Origin of the sequence: Prevotella sp. HCN-7019, assembly GCF_037890215.1 — a bacterium.
Taxonomy (GTDB): domain Bacteria; phylum Bacteroidota; class Bacteroidia; order Bacteroidales; family Bacteroidaceae; genus Prevotella.
This window is the reverse complement of record NZ_JBBKBO010000001.1, coordinates 278,763-295,533: the sequence shown is the minus strand read 5'-3', so window position 1 is coordinate 295,533 and position 16,771 is coordinate 278,763. Positions and strand designations below refer to the sequence as shown.

Here is a 16,771-nt window from a genome sequence, read left to right as displayed (position 1 = left end):
GATGACGTATCAATAAATGTCGGTTCATCCGGTCATTTCCCGACCGACAATCATGCTGCGGCGTAAATATTCGCTTATTTCATCGATTTTGTGTAAGTTTGCAGGCGAAACGCGAATAAGATGAAAAAGAAACAGATACTGCTTATAAACGACATGGCCGGATATGGCAAGGTGGCTACGGCCGCCATGCTGCCCATATTGTCGTACATGGGGCATCCCACATACAATCTGCCGACGGCGCTTGTTTCGAATACGCTCGACTACGGCAAGTTCAATATTCTTGAGACAACGGACTATATAAAAGGTGTTTTCCCCGTGTGGCGTGAGCTTGGCTTCACGTTCGACGCCATAGCCACTGGATTCATGGCTTCGGAGAGTCAGGCCCGGATGATATCGGCCTACTGCCGCGAACAGGCGGAAGCCGGCACGGTGATATTCGTCGATCCTATAATGGGAGACGAGGGAAAGCTCTATAACGGTGTGACCGATGAGGCCATAAAAAGTATGCGCGAGATGGTGAGCGTGGCCCATCTGGTATTTCCCAACCATACGGAGGCATGCTATCTGACTGGTATGGAGTACGACGCACGCGGCGTTGACAGCGACGGAGCACGCCGGCTGATAGACGGACTGCGGGCTCTTGGCACAAAGTCGGTCCTCATCACGAGTATCCCTGTAGACGGCCAGCCGTCGGTGGTGGGCTACAACCACATGGACGGCGAATATTTCTCGCTGCCTTATACAGAGATTCCGGTGCATTTCCCGGGTACGGGCGACATATTCTCGGCGGTGCTCATAGGCCATCTGCTCGACGGAGAGATGCTGAAGCCGAGCACGCGCAAAGCCATGGATGCCGTTTATACGCTCATCGACCTGAACAAGGACAATGAGGACAAGAATCGCGGCATTCCGCTCGAAAAGTTTCTTGATGTGCTCTGATGGCGCGCTCCTGCATGCCGGGAGCTTTGTAGGGAGAGTGTTTTTTCAGAGTTTCAGTACGGTCGTATTATGATGTCTCAGGTTTCGACATTCCTGTCGAACTCTGAGGCATTGATGTATCCGCGCGCTATCGCCTTCACTATGAGGTCGGCAATGTTGCGCGCATTCAGTTTCATGAACAGTTTCTTGCGGTGTGTCTCCACCGTGTTTTCCGAGATGAACAGCTGTGCCGCTATCTCCTTCGATGTCAGTCCGCGCGCCATTGCCCTGAGCACCTCTATCTCGCGTTCGGACGGATGCTCGAGCAGCTGGCGGTGACGGTTCAGTTTTTTTCTTACTTCCGGGCAGAAGTATTGTTTTCCGCTTATCACGGTTTCTATCGCTTCGGTTATTTTGGAGAAGTCAGTCGACTTGCTCAGTATGGCGTTCACGTTCTTGTCGAGCATGCGCCTTATTATCCACACCTCCTGATGTATGGTGTTGACAATTATCTTTGCGTCGGGTTTATGTTCTCTCACGACGTCGATGAGTGTGAATCCGTCGATGTCGGGCATGCCGATGTCGATGATGTATATGTCGAAGTCGCGTGCCGGCAGTGTGTTTATGAGCTGCTGTGCCGTGGTGAATGTCTCGACATGTCTGATGTTCTTCTTCTCGAGAAAACTCTTGAATCCTTCGAGTACAAGATCGTGATCGTCGGTGATTGCTATCTTCAGATCCTCTAACAGATATTTGTAAATGTCGTTCATGCATGCAAAATTAAGAGGTGCATGAATAATATCACTCACGGAAAACCGTAATTTTTCACGCTTGTTTTTTCAAAGGAATGGTCAGTGTGACGCGTGTTCCCTGCTCGCCGGCGTCCATGCTGACGCTTCCTCCCACGGCCTCGGCGCGCTGGTTCATGGTGCGCAGACCTATGCCCTGTGGCTTGTGGGTGGTGTGGCGGCCGTTGTCGGTCACGGTTATGACGGCCCGGTCGTCCTCCATACGCATGCTTACGCTCACTGTTGTGGCTCCCGAGTGGCGCACGGCGTTGCCCACAGCCTCCTGTGCTATGCGGTATATCTCGAGCGCCGTGGAGTCGTCTATGATGCTCCAGTCGGCATACTCCGGTGTGGATGAGCACTCCGTGGCGCAGCTTTCTGTGGCGCACTGCTCCACGTAGTCGGCTATCACCTCGTCGATGGTGGCATAGCAGAACTCCGGCGGCATCAGTTCGTGGGATATGCGGCGAGCCTTCTCGCGGCACTCGGTGAGCATGCTGACGGCCGGCTGTGCGTTATCGGTTAGCGCGAGCTTCATCTCCACGCCGTAGAGATCGTTGCACAGACCGTCGTGCAGTTCGCGTGCCAGACGGGTGCGCTCGCTTTCCAGACCGTTGATGTAGCGTTCGGTCAGGCGGCGTGCGGTGTCGGCTCTGAGCCGTGCGAAGTCAAGCTCGAGCTCACGACGGCGTCGGCGCTGCCGCTGTATGTATATTATTATCGCCGCTGCGGCCACAATCACGAGTATGGCGGCAAGCATGGCGTAGGTGTACATGTGTGCCAGGCGTGTCTCGCTCTGTGCCAGTGCGAGCTCCTTCTCCTTGGTCTCATACTTCACGTTGAGCTCGCGCAGGTTGTCGGCACTCTGTTTGTCGGCTATGCTGTCGTGCAGTGCTGTGGCCTTCTGCAGCGAGGTGTATGCCTTGTTGTAGCTGCCCAGGGCGGCGTAGGCCATGTGCATGTTGTTGTAGCAGTCGTATTGCACGAACGGCATACCTTCCACACACTTCATCGAAAGTATCTTGTCGAACACCGGCAGCGCGGCCTTGTATTCCTTGTTGTTCATGAGCAGTGCGCACTTCACTTGGTAATAAACCAGCCGCGACGTCTCCGCCGTAGTCACAGGCAGTAGTCGTTCGCCCACGGTGTCCCACTTATTGGCAGCTGCCGCGTCGCCTACCTTGTGTGCGGCTCCCATGATGTAGGCCACGGCAGTGAGGGCGGCGTCGTGCTGTCCGGTCTGTTCCGACAGTGTGTAGCTACGTTCGAGATGCTTCATGGCCGAGCGTGCGTCGCCCGCCATCAGATATATTGAGCCGATGTTCGAGTAGAGCTGTGCCTGTAGGGCCTTGTCCTTGCTCTTCGCTGCCCATCCGGCTGAAGTGGCGGCACACGACAGCGCCTGCTTCGTGTTCTTCATGTCTATGTGCAGTGTGGCGATGTTCAGATAGAGTATGGCGGCCTCCTGCACGGCTTCCTCGCCTCCGCGGGCCACCACTCCCGGTGTGGAGCACAGGCGCATTGCCTCGTTGTAGTGTTCGAGTGCCTCGTCTGTCTTGCCCGATGTGCGCAGATATACGCCCATGGACGAGTGCATGCCCATCATCAGCACGGTGTCCTTGCGCTGCACGGCCGTGTCGAGCACTTTTCCGGCCACAATCATTGCCGAGTCGTTCTTGCCCTGCGCGTGCAGCATGTCGGCCTTGGAGCGCAGTTCTTCGGTCTGTTTGTCGGCCAAAGCCTGTGCGGTGGCAAAGCATAGAGAAATAAGCAGTATGATGGCTTTCCTGCTGAGATTGAGGTGTCGGGATAATGTTTTCATAGGTCTGCGGTTTTTGGTTATGATGAGTGTATTGATATATCAAAGGGCTGGCACCGATGGAATGTCCTGACGGGACGATGCGGTATGATGGCATCATATATTCTACAAATATAAAGATAATATTTGATAATGAGGCTGATACATGCAAAAAAGAAATAAAATCGGGCCCGATATCAGAGCGGAATGATTTTTTATATGTACTTTTGCGTTCAGTATATGAGCAGGTTTATCATAGTTCTGACACTTTGTCTGATGTGGATGGCGCAGTGCGCGGCACAGGACGATGGAGGCACGGCCGCCAAGGAAGGTGCGCTCGAGCCCATGGTGAAGGTGGGCAAGGTGCTCGACGACAACGGCGACAGCATACAGTATGTGGAGATGAACAGTGTGTATGTCTATCCGCAGCCGGTGTTCAAGAATGCCAAACAGCGTGCGGCCTACAACCGTCTTGTGGCCAACGTGAAGAAGGTGCTGCCCATAGCCAAGGAGGTGAACCGGATTATCATAGAGACATACGAGTATCTGCAGACACTGCCCGACAAGCGTGCGCGCGACGAACACATGAAACTGGTGGAGAAGAGCATACGCAAGGAGTACACGCCGCGCATGAAGAAACTGTCCTACCAACAGGGCAAACTGCTCATAAAGCTTGTCTATCGCGAGTGCAACTCGTCGTCGTATCAGCTCATACAAGCCTTTCTCGGACCGATACGCGCCGGATTCTATCAGGCATTCGCGGCTCTGTTCGGCGCGAGTCTTACCAAGAAGTATGAGCCGGAAGGCATCGACCGTCTGACGGAGCGCGTGGTGCTGATGGTGGAGTCGGGACAGATTTAGTTACAGGAAGCAGTGCCTGCTTCAGTTTCACAATGTTTTTATATATATGATAGACCGTTATGTCAGTAGCGGTATTGATTTGTGCGAAAAATAGAACAGTGCGTGTAGTGCTGCTCTATGTGATGAATGTTGTATTCAGATAGTCTTTTTATCATTACGTAATGGTAGCATTGTAACCCCGTGACTGGTTCCTTGCTGTGTTCCATATTGCCAATAATCAGGTCAAGACCACTTAGCCCGGTGGTATGACGGTTTTATCGCTCGCATGGTGTTATATGTATGAGATAGCAGGACTTTTCGTTTATAAAAGTCATTAATATGTCATTTTGTATCGGTTTTTGTTAAAAAAGTGACGAAAAATATTTTTTTAAATAAAATTTATGTACTTTTGCCGCCGTAAAACACGGCAGTATCTTTTTGTGGCTGTAATATTCTGTAAATTAAATGCCATGAAGCCATCGCAGAATAAAAGATAAACGCCAGTTTTACTTTCATTTGGATTTATTACCTAATGTAGATATAGAAACTTAATGAAGCTTGAAATTGTGTTTAATTTAATGAAAAATTATGGTTAGATTTACTAAAAAAACGGTGGGCTGTATAGCCATGCTGCTCTTGGGCAACGGTGTGCTTTCGGCACAGTCTTTTATTCAAAAACAGAGGTCTGAATCTCTTACGCAAAAAGAAATCAAGGCTTTCTCTGATCCGGAAATAAGGACCATTCCTGTAGAGGGACGTTCCATATATAAGGATACGAGAGAAGGCAAGAAACAGAAAACGGATAACTTTGCCAAGGTTTATCCCATGTCGAGCAATCCTAAACTCGCAGCCGCTATCAAAAAACAGAACGGTGGCGCGAAAGCGGAAGGCGATGGAGGTCCTGCTTCGGTGAAGGAACTGAATTTAGGATGGGGACTTGTAAGTACGATTGAGGACGGAAAGCAATACATCTTCACTCAGGAGATGGAGAAGTCTGTACCAAGTGGAGTGTACGGAACATATTACAGGTCAGCTACATATAAGATATATAATGATGATTTTGAGGAAATAAAGTCGTTCAAGATCTCGTCATCGGATACGACAATGTATTTCAATCTGGCGCAGACTATTTCCTCAAAGGTGTTCAACAGCGACAACAAATGGGAGTTTCTGATTCAGATTCACGGTTTCGCCGGACAGGCTTCCGGTCCTGAATCGTGTCGTGACACCATTGTGATTATTGACGAAAACAGCCAGATACTTAACCGTTTCGCGTGGTCTTCGGGTGTTGTCCTGGATAAAAAGACAGACGAATACGGTTTCAGCTCCTATAATTTAGGAATCTACGAGGCCGAACATGCCGACGCAAATGATGAGCAGGTGGTGAGATATTACTCGCCGAGATCCATCGGCACTGAGCTGGACGTACTGCCCGAACCGGTGTTTGAGAAAAGAATACCTCAGAATCTGTTGTCCTATACGCACGGACTCTTTTTCAATCAGATAGATATCGAGGGCGAGAAATTCTACGTGTCATCCTTCTATGAGAAACCTTTCATAGCCAATGACGACATATACGACCCTGAGGTTGAGAAAAACAACAAGTTCATAATACAGCTTTACGACATGTCGTTCAATCTTGTGAAGGAGATGAAACTGCCTCTGATAGGTCTGGACCAGCATGAGATAAGCATGAGCTCGATAGGAACATTCGGTGAGTATATGATTACGAAGCATGTCTTCAACAGCGATGACAAGTACGAGATTGTATACGGAATGAGCAGATATTACTCTGAGACCGACAGCGAAATGATGGACTATTATCTTGTGAACGAGGACGGAGAGATACTCAAGGAAATGTTCACAAATACGGCTGACATCATGAATCTGCAGAAGATTCCGGGACAGAGCGACGAATATGCAGTGCTTCTTAGCGGCAACGGAGGCGTTTCTGGCATCATGATGTACAAGATGCCGGAGATGAAGGAAGTGTTCACCTTCCCCGCAACACACAACGGCGACTACCTTTCACTCAACTTCGGAAGAGTGCCGGTGGGCGATTCTTATGAGTACGTGTTCGGTCTCGGACGCGGCGAAAATGCCGATAACACAGTATATGGCGGCATTGTTCATTATGACGTAAACGGCAAGAGAACGAAAAAAGTAAGAATAGATCTCGGTCCGACAGCGGCTCTGTTTACTCCTCTTCTGGACGCGGGCACAATGAATCCTTATACGTTTGTGCCTGACGACAAGTCGGAATATGTGTTCTTTGCCAAGAAATACACTGACGATTATGAGAGCATTTACAGTGTGTTCGGTATCGCTAACGACGAGAAAACGATATACAGCTGGGCCGATAATGACGATTACAGTCTCTCTGGCGGCGGCATTCTGGCCAACTCAGAACAGACATATCAGAAGAATATGTATCTGACATACGTGTCTAAGAGCGACATGTCGGAGAGCAAGACGGTGTTCTTCGATCTTCCGCTGCAGGCTGTTGCACTGGAAGGCGACGGTACGGAGGCAAGTCCTTATCTCATTTCCAATCCTTCGGAACTGGACATGATGAGAAACCATCAGGACGCATACTTCGAGCTGACATGTGACATCGACATGGCTGCCTACACAGGAGTGAACAACAACGGCTTTGTTCCGATACCTTCGTTCACTGGTAATTTCAACGGAAATAACCACGTGATAAAGAATCTTGCGGTGAATTCCAACGGCATGTATGCCGGTCTCTTTGCCGAAGTTATGGATGGCGGAGAGGTGAAGAACCTGAGACTGGAGAATGTGAAATGGTCTAATCTGGCTTCATCTTCATGGGGAACCGTCACAGGAAATCTCAGTGGAGCTACTATAGAAAACTGTCATGTGACAAATAATGTATATGAGGCAGGTGCCACGATGCCGTCAAACATGGACTTCGGAGGCATTGCCGGACAGATATCCTTCAACGCCGTAATAGCAAACTCATCTTTCGAAGGAGAGGTGGTATTGCCCGGTGCAGGTATTGTAGGAGGAATCGTGGGCAGACAGACCGGTTCTAAGATATCAAACTGCTACGTAAAGGGAAAGCTCGCAGGCAACGACTGTGTGGGCGGTATATCAGGATATTCGGCTAACGGTGCGGTGATATCAAACAATTACAGCAGTGCCGACATAAGCGGTGTGACACAGATCGGCGGTATTGCCGGTGCGGCACACGGATGCGTCATCGAGAAGAACTATGCTTCGGGAAGTGTTTGCGGTGACATGCGCGAAGGCGAACAGTATGTCATGGACGCCGGTGGCGTGGTAGGTATACTCGGTCTTAACATGATGAGCGAGAACTCTGTGGCACACAACGTGGCTCTGAACGAAAAGGTGGTGATGCCGTTAAATCTTGCCAGAGTGGCATATACAGAGACCGAAGGCTCGCTGTCAGACAACTACGCTCTTGCTTCTATGCTTATAGGTCCTGATTCTGATAATCTGGCGACAGTCAATGAATCGGATGCAACCACAGTGGGTGCTGACAAGGTGCACGGCAAGTCTGTAGCCAAAGAGGAGCTCGACCAGAAGTTCTATGAGACAATGGGATGGAGCTTCGGTAAGGACAGCGAGAGCCCATGGGTGATGACCGACGGTTATCCGCGCTTCTGGTATGAGTTCATAGTAAGAGGAGTGAAACTCGACGTCGACAAACTCACTATGGACAAAGGTGCCAAGTACACACTGAAGCCGGAGATTGTGCCGGCCGATGCCACAAACCAGAACGTGCGTTATGCTTCTTCCGACCTGAAGGTTGCGAGCGTTTCGGCCACCGGTGAGATTACTGCTCGCGGTGTAGGTTCTGCCGACATCACCGTGACAACGGAAGAAGGACTTTACAAGGCCGTATGTCATGTGACAGTGGTGATACCTGTAGAGAAGGTCGTTATATCCAAGGAGAATGTGAGAATAGGTGTTGGCGAGCGTGCGCAACTGTCTGCAACGGTATTGCCTGAGGATGCTACAAACAAGAATATAGTATGGAAGTCGGAGAACAACGACGTGGCTTATATGCTGGAAAACAATGTCGTGGGTGTGGCTCCGGGCACTACCAGTGTCATCGCGATGACTGAAGACGGCAAGGTTTCCGACACATGCGTTGTGACGGTTACGGCTCCGGTGGAGGACCTCTATCTTGAAGAGACGATGATAACTCTCGACAGCAAGACTCCGAGCCATCAGCTCGTGGCACATCTCGTGCCCGAAACAGCAGGCGCGGTGCTGATATGGGAGACCGAGGATGCAAGCATAGCCGATGTTGACAAGAACGGTCTTGTGACAGGCCATAAGAAAGGCGAGGTTATCGTGACCGTTTCAACCGAGGACCGCAAGTTCAGTGCTGATTGTCTTGTTGAGGTGGCCGAGGACATCGACCCAAGTCTGGGCATAGACGAAATAGAGGGCACACGCGTGTTTGTAAACGGTGATGCCATCGTCGTAGTGAGCGAAGGCGCTGTCTCAAAGGTCGGTGTGTTCGACGCTACAGGCCAGCAGAGATATGCCGGTTCGGCTGCCAACAACTCAAGAATGGAGATTTCTGTGGCAGGATGGACTTCCGGTGTATATGTTGTGAAGGTGACATTCGTCAACGGCGAGTCACGAATCTATAAGGTGATGCTGTAAGAATATACGTGTGCCGCGCTGTGACAGCACGGTTGCGGCACGCGTCAGATATCTTCGCTGAATGTGAATCGGACGACGACACATTCAGCCTCTCTACAAAGCCTCGGCTCTTCGAAGCCGGGGCTTTGCTTTTTTGATATGTATGCCGGCAGTGGTGTTTCACTGTCTCCGGTGCCCAAATTGTGTCACGGGCATACTGTTGTGCCACCGGCTTCAGACAGTATGTTGTCCGTTAAGCCATTCTCACGGCCGCTACGCACTTCTTATATGCAGTCTGCCGCACTATGGCACGCTATGTCGTAACCACTGTTTGCATGGAGCGGACACCACCCGGGCCGCGCTTGTTTTTGCAAATTGTTTTTAACATCCGTTAGCTTTTTCTTCCTCGCATTTAACACATCATTTTTCTCATTCCAGAAAACCGTCGGCCGTTAAAACGCCCTTTATCATCGCGTTCCGGCTTTTAGGCGGAGCCGTCGTGGGCAGACTGCTTTGCGATATTGCCTTTTTCAGGGTGCGGTTAAGTCTTTTTCAGGGCCTGATATGGTCTTTATCAGCACCCGGTAGAGCCCATATCAGGCCCTAAAACGGGCATTATTGCAGGATGGAGAAATATCTGTCGAAAGGAGATATGTTATAAACCGCTGATTGTCAGTCTGTTGTGGAATTTCTGAAAATTCGTGTTTTTTCGCGCGAAACAGCTCCCCGTCCGCTCCGACGCGATTTTTCCGCGATCTACGCAGCGATAATTTAACATCTCCGACTGCGATTTTTGTTTTTTTATATCATCGTTATCGATAAGCAAAAAAATGACGAACAGTCTTTTTCTTTATATGGATGATGGTTGTATGTGCATGAGCCAGTGTTATAAATGTATAAATTTAATCTGCGGGTATTTGTCCGTATTGTAACTTTTTGTAAATTCATGGCATAATATCTTTATCATATTTATACTTTCAAATAAGGGGAAAACACATAAAAAATATGATTATGAACAAGGTAAGACTGATTGCAGTATTTTTGCTGTTTGCCCTTCCATTGTCAGTAATGGCCGGACATGAGATGTGGACAGAGGGTGATGACTGTGCAAAGACCGACACTGTCAGTTCTTCGAAGCCGCCAAAGGTTGTTCAGAAAGATGCCATATATTGTTACAAAGATGTATGGGATAAGAAGAATAAGGAGCCGATAAGATTTTGGGCGGTTGTTTTTCATGATCAGGACAGCGTTGATTTCAAGAACCTCGAAATCATGATTATCACGAAACGTGATTCGGTGTACCAGATGAGAAAGGAAGGACATGCCTTCTATTTCGGCGATGTAAAGGGGCCGGTCTTCAAAAAGAATGTGGAGCTTTATCTGGCAGACTCCCATTTTCCGTTGTGGAATACTGACAAATATCCGGAAGGTGTGATTGTCTGCAAACTGGAGTTGTGCCTTGATGTCAAAGAACGTCTGTGTGTGCCTCTTATCCGCAAGTGCGAGATAACGTACCGTAAGATGGAAGACAAATACAAGAACCGCATTCATGTGAATTGTATTGAGGAACGTTTGATACGCTATGACGGCGATGGAAATGTATTGTGATTCGATTCTGAATGCAATCCTGTGATTAAGTGAAGTTGCCTTGTGACGGGTTTAAATACTTCTATAATAAATTGTAAGAGTAAGATATAAATACTATGAGAACCGACAATTTTATTCGTTTTGCGGCATTGACGGCCATGATGTCGTTGTTTGCCTTTACGGCTGACGCACAGCGCGCGAGCCGTTACCCGGAGATGACCTACTGGGATTTTACTTTCCGCGATGCAGCGGATTCGGTTGACTGTATATACAACTCAGTGAAGGAGCTTTATCTGTCCGGTTTCGACACCGACGGCAAGGGCACGTTCTATTTTGCCGGAGGCGAACCTTTGCGCGTGTCGTGCTTCAAGGGCACGAAGTTTCAGTGGCGGCGCGAGGTTTCCAAAGCCGGCACCACCTGCGCGTTGTTCCGTATGCACGGCGACAGTCTGTATCTTGTGCAGAACGTCACGCACGAACTTATCGCTCTGAGCAAGGACGGCAAGGGTGATGTGCGCCGTGTCAAGCTTCCGGTTGACAGCATAAAGGATGGCGTGCTGCATGATAAATATTTCGTGTTGTGCAGCAACATGGTGGAACATGGTGACTGGGATGACTATTACGAGCTGACTTACTTCAACTACGACGGCTCGCTGATGGTGAGAGACACGGTGAATACGTCTCTGCGTGACAAGTATATGAGACCTGCGCCTGACTTCTACGATCAGCACATCCTTGATGCCTATGGCAACAGATATGCAAATTCTGTGAATCCGTGTCAGGATTATAAGGGCATGTTCCATGGAGTGCCGTTGTATGTTTCCGGCTGTAGATTTACGTTGAATATGGACGGCGCCGACAAAAAGCCGCTGATAAGAAAGATTGATGTAGGAATCAACGCGGAAGAATATTATCAGGTTATACCGCTGGAGGTACTCACCGACATTACTGACTACATGTGTCACACCGGTCTTCCGGAGGCAACCATACTGCGCGGAACGCATGTCTATTATGCCGGTTACTGGCACGACGGACGTTTGATGGTGGCCGATTTCGATGTTGACAAGATATTCCCGACAGTCCGGGATGAAGTCAAGAAATGGTATAATTATATAGGAGACAAGAATAAATAGTCGGCAGTGCACTGTCCGTAAACTTATGGCGGGCGGTCCGCGTGATTGTTTGCGTGCATATTAATTAACAGACAGAGACCTATGAGACGATTCTTCTATTTGCTGGTGTTGCTTTGCGCGGCCCAGACGATGTGCGCACAGCGCACAAACGACCGCTATCCCGCACTGCGTTATTGGGATTTCAGATACAGTGGTTCGGCGGATTCTGTAGATTGTCTTTTCAATGCGAAGAATAAGGAATTGTTCATTTCGGGCTTCGACACCGACGGCAAGGGCACGTTCTATTTTGCCGGAGGCTGTCCGTTGCGCGTGTCGTGCTTCAAGGGAACGGAGCTTCAGTGGCGGCGCGAGGTGTCAGATGCCGCCACCACCCGCGGCCTGTTCCGTCTGCGCGGTGACAGTCTGTATCTGGTGCAGGACGTCAGGCGCGAGCTTATCATCCTGAGTAAGGACGGCAAGGGCGACGTGCGCCATGTGCCGCTGCCCGTTGACAGCGTGAGCAAGGGTTACATGCGACCTGACTGCATAGTCCTGTGGTACAAGGTTCCGGTGGTGATCGACGGTGAGGAACATTACCGCATAAGGCGTGACTACAGCATCTTCAGTTATGAGCCGCGCCTTCTGTGGAAGGAGACTGTGATGGGCGAGATAGACGAGACATACATGCTCCCGATACCGGAGATATACGGCATGGACCGTTACTATGTCTATTATAAAGGCGTTTACGGGAATTATAATGTGTTCCGCATAGATTCCGATGATTTCGCTTTTGCCGATATGTACGGCACTGTAAGGAAGATGTATAAGATGGAAGCTGTGACATTCGATTTTGATGTCTTTCCACTGAACGTCCTTACAGAGAATGTAGACGTGGAGACACACATCAGTTCGGAGGAGATGGGGTTCATACGGGGCAACCATTATTACCAGGTGGGCTATGACTGGAAGAACCGTGAGCGGCTGATAGTTGCGGAACTCGACCTTGACAAGGCCTTTGAGCAGGCGGAAGAAGTGAAGTACTGACAGATGCCGGAGGTCATGGCGCGGCGCGATGTGCCGGATGAGACGGCGGAAGCCCGACGCCCTGACACAATCTGTAGCATAAGAGAGAGTTACGATATCTTATTCAGGACTTTTAAATTTTATCGTATGAGAAAAGCGTTATTGTTCATCGCACTGTGCACTGTGTTTGCATGTTGTGGCAATGTATCGGACGACGACAAGAGCGATGCTTTTATCAGAGATTTTTATGCCGGGTATCTGAAAGCACAGTACATGCGGTTTGAGCCCGGTGTGTCGAAGGATGACGCCAGAAAGGCTTTGGACATTTTCCTCCGGCAGAACCTGACAGACGGTATGAGAGATTATTACGCCCGATACTACGCGGTGGATTCTCTCGGCGAATCGATTTGTTGCGACTGTGACCTGTTTACGCAGGTGCAGGATGACGGAGGCATGGATGTATCGTCGATGCTGATAGAAGAAAAGGAGAAAAACAGGTACTCGATGACCCATGTGTGGCGCGATAACGGGAAGTTCAGAGGCGGCACGTTCGTGTTGCTGAAGCTGGCGGAGGTGAACGGTGAGCTGAAGATAGACTCTGTTGTGCCTTACTGCAACAGTTGTGTCGAGAAGTTGCAGGTGTATGAGCCGGGCAATGGTGTTAAGGCGCCCGAATTCAAGGGCGGCAGGACAGCGTTGGCAGACTATGTGGCAAAGGCCGGCATGCTGCACAAGTGGCGTCTGGCCGAAGGCGGTAAGGGCGACGCTGTGGTCAGGATTACAGTGAACAACCACGGTTGGGTGGAGAGTGCGACCATGTCCGAAGGACTCGCGAAAGACGAGGAGTTCGATGTTGAGCGTCTCATGAAGAACATGCCGAGGTGGACACCGGGCAGCAAGAACGGCGAGGCGGTGTGCGTGAGGCTGACGCTGGCGTTGGACCGTGCCGAATGACGTGCCGTGGCAGTGATGAATAAAACAAGGCGGACAGCTCTGTGCTGCCCGCCTTTTATCGTTCATGCGCTTTCCTGTTGTTGTTTCCGGCGCAATAAGTCCTGTTTCCCATTGATTATTTTCGTCGTCTGGCCTGATGGCGCACGGTGTCCGTGAGCCTTCCGGCAGGCGTTTTTGCTGCGGTCGCGGCGTTATTGTTCGCCGGTCTCGGTGTATATCACCTGAACCATCACCTGTCCCACGGCTTTCAGAGTGTTGATGTCTATGTGTTCCATGTCGTCATACACGGTGTGCCATGTAGGGCCGAAGGTGCTTTGTGCACAGTCCGGATAGTAAGGTATGATGTCGATGGTAGGTATTCCGGCCTTCTCGTTGAGTGGTACGTGGTCGTCGTTCACCATTGTGCCGTCGGTCATAGGGAAATAGTCGGCATAGCCTATGCTGTGGGCAGCTCCCCATACCTTGTTGACCACGTCCTGAGCATAGGTTTTTGATATTCCCTCCTGATAGAATTTGGCGTTCTGTCCGCCTACCATGTCGAGCAGTATGCCGTACGCCGGCTGATAGCCTTCGGGCAGATGTGTTGCCCAATACTGCGCTCCGAGTGCCCAGGAGTCGCTGTCCGATGCTTTGTCGGCCCATTCGGGAGTACCCCAGTCTTCGGCGTCGAAGCATACGAAGTCGATGCCCAGGCTCAGTGTGCTGTCGTTCTGGAGAAGGCGTGCCAGCTCGAGCATCACGCCCACGCCGCTCGCTCCGTCGTTGGCTCCCATGACAGGTTTGTGCCAGTTGTTCTTGTCAAGATCGTTGTCTGCCCATGGGCGCGAGTCCCAGTGAGAGCAGATTACTATGCGTTTTGCGGCGTCGGGGTTGTAGCGCGCTATGATGTTGCACGACTTCAGCGTTGTTCCGTCGTAGCCTTTGAGGTCGGCGCGCTGGCGTTCCACCTTCATGCCGTATTTCTCGAACTGCTTTGCAATCCATTCCTCGCAGCGGTCGTGCGCCTTGCTGTTCATCGTTCGTGGCCCGAACGAGCACTGCATGGCCACAAAGTTGAACGCCGAGTCGGCGTTGAATTCAGGTCCTACGAGAGCGGCCGAGTCCGTCATGGCTTCGTCGGCGGTCTTTTTAGTGCTCTTGCACGAAGCACACGAGGCAGCTGTGATGATGATGGCGGCAGTTATTGCCAGTGTTATGCGAATGTGTTTCATTTTGAAATGTTTGTTATGTGTCGTGATGCGGCCGTAGTGCGGCCGGTCAGTATTCTGTTTATGCGGATGTAGTGGCCATGGCTTTTATCTCGTTCATCACTCTCAGCCAGTTGCCGCCCCAGATACGTGCGATGTCCTGCTGTGAGTAACGGCGGCGCAGCAGCATGCGCGTGAAGTTGATTATCTCGCTGCTGTCGGCCATTCCGCTCACTCCGCCGTCGCCGTCGAAGTCGGTGCCGATGCCCACATGGTCGATGCCCATAATGTTTATGGCATGCTCCAGATGGTCCATGGCGTCGAGTATGGACGCCTCGCCTGTGGTGCGCAGGAAACCGTGGTAGAGCGTGATGTGTGCCACACCGCCCTTTGCAGCGAGCGCACGCAGCTGGTCGTCGGTGAGATTACGCGGCACGTCGCACAGTGCGCGGCAGTTGGAGTGGGAGCATACTATCGGCGCACGGCTTATGGAGAGCGCGTCGTAGAACGATTTTTCGCCGGCGTGGCTCATGTCCACCATTATGCCGAGGTCGTTCATACGCTGTATAACCTCCGCTCCGAAGGCGCTCACTCCGCCGTTTGTGGCCTTGCTGCGGCGTGCGCTGTCGCAGATGGCATTGTCGCCGTTGTGGCACAGGGTCATGTAGACTATGCCGCGGCGGGCGAAATGGTTGATGTTGTCGAGGTTGTCCTCAATGGCCAGACCGTTCTCTATGCCGAGCATTATGGACTTGCGTCCGCTGCGTTTGTTGGCATACAGATCGTCAGGTGTGCGGGCTATGGCTATGTGTGAGGCATTGTGTGCCACGATGTCTTCTATCTTGTCGAAGATGAGATCGGCATAAGCCTTGGGGCTCTCTGTGCCGAACTGTGACACGTCGGCAAAACTCTGGCCGTCGCCTGGCTGCGGAAGATAGGCCACCATTGTCACGGCGTCCTGGCGTCCGTCGTCCATCTTGTGCAGGTCGACGAGTATGCGCGGGTCGCGTTCTTCGAAGTGTATGCCCTGAGAGAAGAACATCGGCGTGTCGCAGTGGGTGTCGAGGGTGAGTGTAGTGGTGTGAGTGTGCTTGGCTTCGCTGAATAGCCGCGCCTCGTCCACAAGCCATCTGAACAGCGGCAGACCGTCTTCGCCCATCCATTCAGGATGCCACTGTACGCCTATAATGGCCTTGTGGCCGATGCTCTCCATGGCTTCGGCCGTGCCGTCGGGTGCTGTTGCCACTATGCGCATGCCTTTGCCGGGCGACGCTACTGCCTGATGATGGAAGGAGTTGACGTATATGGTGTCTGCGCCGAATATCGTGTGCAGACACGAATCCTGCTCGATGTTGACGCTATGGGTGGGTTCCGTGCGGTCGGCATCCTGCGAATGCTTTATGAGCTGTGGTGTGTGCGGAATGTCCTGACACACCTCACCGCCCAGCGCAATGGCTATGGTCTGCATGCCGCGGCATATACCCAGAATGGGAATCTGGCGGTTGTAGGCCAACCGTGTGGCGAGCAGTTCGGGCAGGTCGCGCCTTGCGTTGATGTTGTGCAGGCCCGGTTGCGGCTGCTGTCCGCTCCATAGTGGGTTGTGGTCGGCGCCTCCTGTGAGGAGCAGCGCGTCGATGTTGTCGAGTGTGTTGATGATGACGTCGCTGTCGGCTACGGGTGGAATAATCACCGGCACGCCTCCGGCAGCCACGATCTGTGTGTAGTAACGGTCGCGCAGCGATGCGTCGCCGTCGGTATAATTGGACGTTATTCCTATAAGCGGCTTGCGTGTCGCCTCAGGAAAAACCGAATAAATGTCGTGTGTTATCGCGTTGAGATCAAATGATTTCATTTCTTGCGAAGAGGGTTTTGCATGCAGTTGTAAGGAAGTGGGGTGCGCTGCCTGCGGGCGTAAAAGTGTCG

General features: G+C 51.2%; 11 protein-coding genes. 7 read left to right on the top strand and 4 right to left on the bottom strand.

The genetic code is table 11. The annotated features are described in order from the left end of the window. Window positions 1–120 precede the first annotated feature (120 nt). Complete coding sequence (locus WKT13_RS01165) at window positions 121–939, top strand: pyridoxamine kinase (protein ID WP_298620089.1); 819 nt, start codon at window positions 121–123, stop codon at window positions 937–939. Window positions 940–1,016: 77 nt separating this feature from the next. Here the strand turns inward: WKT13_RS01165 and WKT13_RS01160 are convergent, their stop codons facing one another. Together WKT13_RS01160 and WKT13_RS01155 are read right to left on the bottom strand one after the other, a co-directional pair. Beyond that, window positions 1,017–1,688: a response regulator transcription factor gene (locus tag WKT13_RS01160; protein WP_340322461.1), complete on the bottom strand. Its 672-nt coding sequence runs from the start codon at window positions 1,686–1,688 to the stop codon at window positions 1,017–1,019. 55 nt (window positions 1,689–1,743) lie between these two features. Continuing rightward, complete coding sequence (locus WKT13_RS01155) at window positions 1,744–3,528, bottom strand: ATP-binding protein (RefSeq protein ID WP_340322460.1); 1,785 nt, start codon at window positions 3,526–3,528, stop codon at window positions 1,744–1,746. Between the two features lie 258 nt (window positions 3,529–3,786). Here WKT13_RS01155 and WKT13_RS01150 point away from each other — a divergent pair, with 258 nt between their 5' ends. The 6 genes from WKT13_RS01150 to WKT13_RS01125 all read left to right on the top strand — a co-directional run bounded on the left by WKT13_RS01150 (window position 3,787) and on the right by WKT13_RS01125 (window position 13,661). Beyond that, window positions 3,787–4,365, top strand: a complete 579-nt coding sequence (locus tag WKT13_RS01150) for a DUF4294 domain-containing protein (protein ID WP_298620486.1) — start codon at window positions 3,787–3,789, stop codon at window positions 4,363–4,365. A gap of 567 nt (window positions 4,366–4,932) precedes the next feature. Further along, the gene (locus WKT13_RS01145; protein ID WP_340322459.1) at window positions 4,933–9,006 is read left to right on the top strand and encodes an Ig-like domain-containing protein; all 4,074 of its coding nucleotides are present in this window, start codon (window positions 4,933–4,935) and stop codon (window positions 9,004–9,006) included. A gap of 990 nt (window positions 9,007–9,996) precedes the next feature. After that, complete coding sequence (locus tag WKT13_RS01140) at window positions 9,997–10,593, top strand: hypothetical protein (protein WP_340322458.1); 597 nt, start codon at window positions 9,997–9,999, stop codon at window positions 10,591–10,593. 95 nt (window positions 10,594–10,688) lie between these two features. Continuing rightward, window positions 10,689–11,705 carry a hypothetical protein gene (locus WKT13_RS01135; RefSeq protein ID WP_340322457.1) on the top strand — a complete coding sequence of 339 codons (1,017 nt, stop codon included), beginning with the start codon at window positions 10,689–10,691 and terminating at the stop codon, window positions 11,703–11,705. Between the two features lie 81 nt (window positions 11,706–11,786). Next, entirely contained in the window at window positions 11,787–12,728 is a 942-nt protein-coding gene (locus tag WKT13_RS01130) for a hypothetical protein (protein WP_340322456.1), read from the top strand. A 126-nt stretch (window positions 12,729–12,854) separates the two neighbouring features. After that, window positions 12,855–13,661, top strand: a complete 807-nt coding sequence (locus WKT13_RS01125) for an energy transducer TonB (protein ID WP_340322455.1) — start codon at window positions 12,855–12,857, stop codon at window positions 13,659–13,661. 191 nt (window positions 13,662–13,852) lie between these two features. On the opposite strand, the gene WKT13_RS01120 is transcribed toward WKT13_RS01125, so the two are convergent. Both WKT13_RS01120 and WKT13_RS01115 read right to left on the bottom strand, forming a co-directional pair. Further along, window positions 13,853–14,872, bottom strand: coding sequence for a M28 family peptidase (locus WKT13_RS01120; RefSeq protein ID WP_340322454.1), 1,020 nt, complete (start codon window positions 14,870–14,872; stop codon window positions 13,853–13,855). 58 nt (window positions 14,873–14,930) lie between these two features. Then, window positions 14,931–16,700, bottom strand: coding sequence for a membrane dipeptidase (locus tag WKT13_RS01115; RefSeq protein ID WP_340322453.1), 1,770 nt, complete (start codon window positions 16,698–16,700; stop codon window positions 14,931–14,933). Between the last annotated feature and the right edge of the window lie 71 nt (window positions 16,701–16,771).

Excerpts from the sequence above, each read along its gene's own strand:
- WKT13_RS01165 (WP_298620089.1), top strand. The coding sequence starts at position 121 with ATGAAAAAGAAACAGATACTGCTTATAAACGACATGGCCGGATATGGC.
- WKT13_RS01160 (WP_340322461.1), bottom strand. The coding sequence starts at position 1,688 with ATGAACGACATTTACAAATATCTGTTAGAGGATCTGAAGATAGCAATC.
- WKT13_RS01155 (WP_340322460.1), bottom strand. The coding sequence starts at position 3,528 with ATGAAAACATTATCCCGACACCTCAATCTCAGCAGGAAAGCCATCATA.
- WKT13_RS01150 (WP_298620486.1), top strand. The coding sequence starts at position 3,787 with ATGGCGCAGTGCGCGGCACAGGACGATGGAGGCACGGCCGCCAAGGAA.
- WKT13_RS01145 (WP_340322459.1), top strand. The coding sequence starts at position 4,933 with ATGGTTAGATTTACTAAAAAAACGGTGGGCTGTATAGCCATGCTGCTC.
- WKT13_RS01140 (WP_340322458.1), top strand. The coding sequence starts at position 9,997 with ATGAACAAGGTAAGACTGATTGCAGTATTTTTGCTGTTTGCCCTTCCA.
- WKT13_RS01135 (WP_340322457.1), top strand. The coding sequence starts at position 10,689 with ATGAGAACCGACAATTTTATTCGTTTTGCGGCATTGACGGCCATGATG.
- WKT13_RS01130 (WP_340322456.1), top strand. The coding sequence starts at position 11,787 with ATGAGACGATTCTTCTATTTGCTGGTGTTGCTTTGCGCGGCCCAGACG.
- WKT13_RS01125 (WP_340322455.1), top strand. The coding sequence starts at position 12,855 with ATGAGAAAAGCGTTATTGTTCATCGCACTGTGCACTGTGTTTGCATGT.
- WKT13_RS01120 (WP_340322454.1), bottom strand. The coding sequence starts at position 14,872 with ATGAAACACATTCGCATAACACTGGCAATAACTGCCGCCATCATCATC.
- WKT13_RS01115 (WP_340322453.1), bottom strand. The coding sequence starts at position 16,700 with ATGAAATCATTTGATCTCAACGCGATAACACACGACATTTATTCGGTT.